The sequence below is a fragment of the Microcoleus sp. A2-C3 genome (assembly GCF_036706065.1).
Lineage (GTDB): Bacteria > Cyanobacteriota > Cyanobacteriia > Cyanobacteriales > Microcoleaceae > Microcoleus.
In genome coordinates this window covers 1-3,743 of record NZ_JAUBVX010000106.1, presented here as the reverse complement: position 1 = coordinate 3,743, position 3,743 = coordinate 1, and the positions used below count along the sequence as shown (strand labels likewise).

At 45.2% G+C, this 3,743-nt stretch carries 3 protein-coding genes; 2 read left to right on the top strand and 1 reads right to left on the bottom strand.

Going from position 1 to position 3,743, the window contains the following annotated elements:
* Nucleotides 1-621: 621 nt before the first annotated feature.
* Both QUB66_RS29380 and QUB66_RS29375 read left to right on the top strand, forming a co-directional pair.
* Nucleotides 622-1,506: a substrate-binding domain-containing protein gene (locus QUB66_RS29380; RefSeq protein ID WP_332970768.1), complete on the top strand. Its 885-nt coding sequence runs from the start codon at nucleotides 622-624 to the stop codon at nucleotides 1,504-1,506.
* 5 nt (nucleotides 1,507-1,511) lie between these two features.
* Nucleotides 1,512-3,476 carry a sensor histidine kinase gene (locus tag QUB66_RS29375; protein WP_332970769.1) on the top strand — a complete coding sequence of 655 codons (1,965 nt, stop codon included), beginning with the start codon at nucleotides 1,512-1,514 and terminating at the stop codon, nucleotides 3,474-3,476.
* Between the two features lie 43 nt (nucleotides 3,477-3,519).
* Here QUB66_RS29375 and QUB66_RS29370 read toward each other — a convergent pair.
* Nucleotides 3,520-3,743: UDP-N-acetylglucosamine 2-epimerase (locus QUB66_RS29370; RefSeq protein ID WP_332970770.1), on the bottom strand; the 224-nt coding region annotated here is incomplete at its 5' end.

Genomic DNA, 3,743 nt, shown 5'->3' with positions numbered 1-3,743 from the left:
GTGAATTTTTGAACTGTTGAATTACAGGAGCTAGTTTAATTGCTTCCGGGCGAGTTCCTAGGACGATACAAACGCGGTGTGTGGCTTCGGGCATGGTAAAAAACGGCTCTCCTGGGTTTATGGTGTATACGGTATCAATCACAACTGTTCGCGATTCTGTGATGCCCTCGGAGTAAGGATATGCGGTTTGTTTATCACCACAAAATCAGGAGAGCCCACATCACTATTTTCAACGATCGCAAATTGATCTATCAAGCTCAACACAAAACACTTATCTGTAACTGGCAATTAAGATAAATTAGTCAGGATAAAAGCTTCGAGATTGACCTGTAACAGTAACTTTTAATTGATGAGGCTGCATATAGAGTCTGCGCTCGCAGCTATCATAAGTATGATCCGGTTCCTAATCATATTAAACAGCATCACAAAACTTTGCGATCGACTCATTGCAGATTTTAATTATTTAGCCTAAAATTTAATAGGGGTGAAATCAACCGTGAGATATCAACTCCTTTTTGATGAAAAGTCACAAATCAATTGCTCGAATTGGGTTCACTATAAAATACTCAAAAACTTGAGTTTATAGTACCATATAATCTTTAATAGCATAGGAATTTTCAAATGAAACCGAATTTAGTTACCCTAGCTTTAAGTGCGATCGTCCTGCTAGGGCTGCCCAGTTGTAGTACGACGACCAGCAGTGCCACCACGACAACAGCGCCCACGACTGCCGCAACGCAAACCCAAACCTCGATTAAAGTTGGGGCATCAAGCAGCACGTTGGGTCTGATGAAGGTGCTGCAAACCAACTACGAAGCTACCGCAAAAAACGTCAAAATTACCCACCTAGAACCAGGGCAGTCCGAAAATATAATTGATGGGGTTAAACAGACATTAGTCGATGTAGGTGCCATATCAAGAACATTAAAGCCAGAAGAAAATGATGGCACTTTAGAGTCTCGCGATGTTGCCCACGATGCCCTTTTAGTGGCCACTAATTCCAGCGTCACAGGGGTAAAAAACCTCACTACTGAAGACATCAAAGGCATTTATAGCGGAACTATCACCAACTGGAAGGAAGTCGGAGGAACCGATGCTAAAATTGTGCTGCTAGATCGCCCAGAAGATGAATCTGCCAAGCGGCTCTTGCGGAAATATTACCTAGGAGCAGATTTAAAAAATTCATTAGAAGCAGTAGTATTTCGGAAAGAAGGGGAATTGATCGAGGCAATTCAAAGCACTCCTTACAGCATCGGTACCTTTTCCCTTGCTTACGCCATTTCCAATAAACTACCTGTCAACCGCCTCAGCCTCAACGGGGTTGAACCAACACGAGAAAATGTCAAAGCGGGCAAGTATCCGATGGTTCGGACAATTTCAATTCTCTGGCACAAAAAACCTTCAGAGGCTACCCAAGCGCTAATTAAATACATCTCTAGTCCGCCAGGAATCAACGCGATGGAGGAGTCGGGCTTTATTTTTGTGACCCCACCCGCCAAAAATTAAGATCTATGGCCATCCAGTCCAGATACGCGCGGTTACCCGTTTCCGTCAAATTGTTATCACCTCTATTGTTAGCATTTCTGAGTCTATGGACTGTCGGAACCTTGGGTTTTGGTTATTTTGCTAAAAACAACTTAGAACAAATGGCGCGAAAGGAGATGGTGGATCTGGCTAGTATGCTGGGGGAATCTCTCAAGCAAAGGCAAGAATCACTCCGTGTGAAAGCCCGTTCGGTGAGTGAGGATAATGATGTCATCAGAGCAGTAATAAAGGGCGATCGCCCTTTATTACTGCGGACACTATTACCAATCCAAGCTGGTTTTAAACTGGATTTGATCAGAATAGTTGATGCTGATGGTCAAGTCTTAGTGTCTTCACAGTTGGGAGCAATAAGGCAGGCGACATTGCAGGATGCCTCTGTCAACCGTGCTGCCCGAACCGGACTAGAGTTATCGGGAATTATCCTGGCCCAAAACAGGGCTCCGTCTTCCATGATTGGGTTAATATCAATCAAATCATCTGAAAAGATCCTAGCTGGTTTAGTTGCGGGATTAGCCATTGACGACACAGCGCTCCAGTCGATTCGCGGCAACACATCCATACATTTGGTGGCTTTTGACGGCGAGAAGGTGACGGCTGCTACTTTGCCACTTAACCGCGATCAAGCTTGGCAATTTCGACAGCCAGACGGGTTGCCCACCAAAATCATGATTGCAGGTGAACAATACCTGATCGCAACAATCGAATTACAAAGTTTTGATGGGGCAACTCTCCACATTGCTGTACTCAAGTCTGCTAAGGAAATAGACGAAGCAGAACAGCATTTATGGTTTGTGGTGGGTGGCTTTGGCCTATTAGGAAGTGTCCTGATCGCAGTCGTGATGATCGGAGGTTTCCGTCTGACCCAAGCTCTGAGCCTTCGCATTCAAAGACTGACTAAGGCAACCCAGGAATTGGCCAGAGGCAATTTAGCCATTGGTATTCCGGTTGATAGTCAGGATGAAGTGGGGCTTTTAGCTCAGGGATTTAAGAGTATGGCAGAGCAACTTATGGCTCGCGATCGGCAACTGAACGAACAGGTGCAACAACTAGAGAGTACCCTTGAAGAACTGCACCGCACCCAGAGTCAGATGGTGCATAACGAAAAAATGTCGGCACTGGGGCAAATGGTGGCAGGGATAGCGCACGAAATCAACAATCCGGTCAGCTTTATCTACGGCAACCTGTCTCATCTCAATCAACACGTCCATGACTTACTGCGATTACTAGATGCCTATCAAATAGACTATCCCAACCCGTCCCCATCACTTCAAGATGACCTAGAGGATGTGGATCTAAACTTCCTAAAAGAGGATCTTACTAAGATTCTTAAGTCGATGAAAGTGGGCAGCACTCGCATTCGGGACATTGTGGTTTCGTTGCGTAGCTTTTCTCGTCTGGATCACGCGGAATTCAAGCCTGTCGATCTCCATGAAGGCATTGATGACACTTTGATGATTTTAGAACATCGCCTTCAAGCCAAGCCAGAACGCCCAACCATTGAAGTAGTCAGACAATATGGCGAGTTACCGTTGGTAGAATGCTATGCAGGTCAACTTAATCAGGTGTTTATGAACTTGCTATCAAATGCGATCGATGCTTTGGAAGAGAGCAATAAAGGACGTAGTTTTCAGGATATGGTTGACCAACCGAATCGGATTTGGATTAAGACTACCAAAACAAAAAAACAGTGGGTGGAGATTGCGATCGCCGATAACGGTACGGGCATTCCAGAAAAAGCGCGATTGCGCTTATTCGAGCCCTTCTTCACTACTAAACCCGTAGGCAAGGGGACAGGATTAGGCTTATCCATTAGCTATCAGGTGGTGAAGGAAAAGCATGGAGGAAAACTCTGGTGTGATTCCACCCTGGGCGAAGGCACGAAGTTTGTGATTGAGATTCCCATAGATCGGACTCAGCCAACAAATACTTGAGAATCGGTTTTCAGTTTTTCGACTCACTGTCAACCGTCAACCGTCAATTGTCAACTGTCTTCTCACTAAAATACTCTTCAACTATTTTCAAAATCCGCGAGGCGGCTAAACCGTCGCCAAAGGGATTAATGGCCATTGCCATTGCGTCGTAAGCTACGGAATTACTCAGCAATTCTGCGGCTGCTGCGGTAATTGTATCAGAATTCGTACCGACAAGTTTAGCGGTTCCGCCAGCAATTGCTTCTGGTCTTTCTGTAGTTTCTCGCA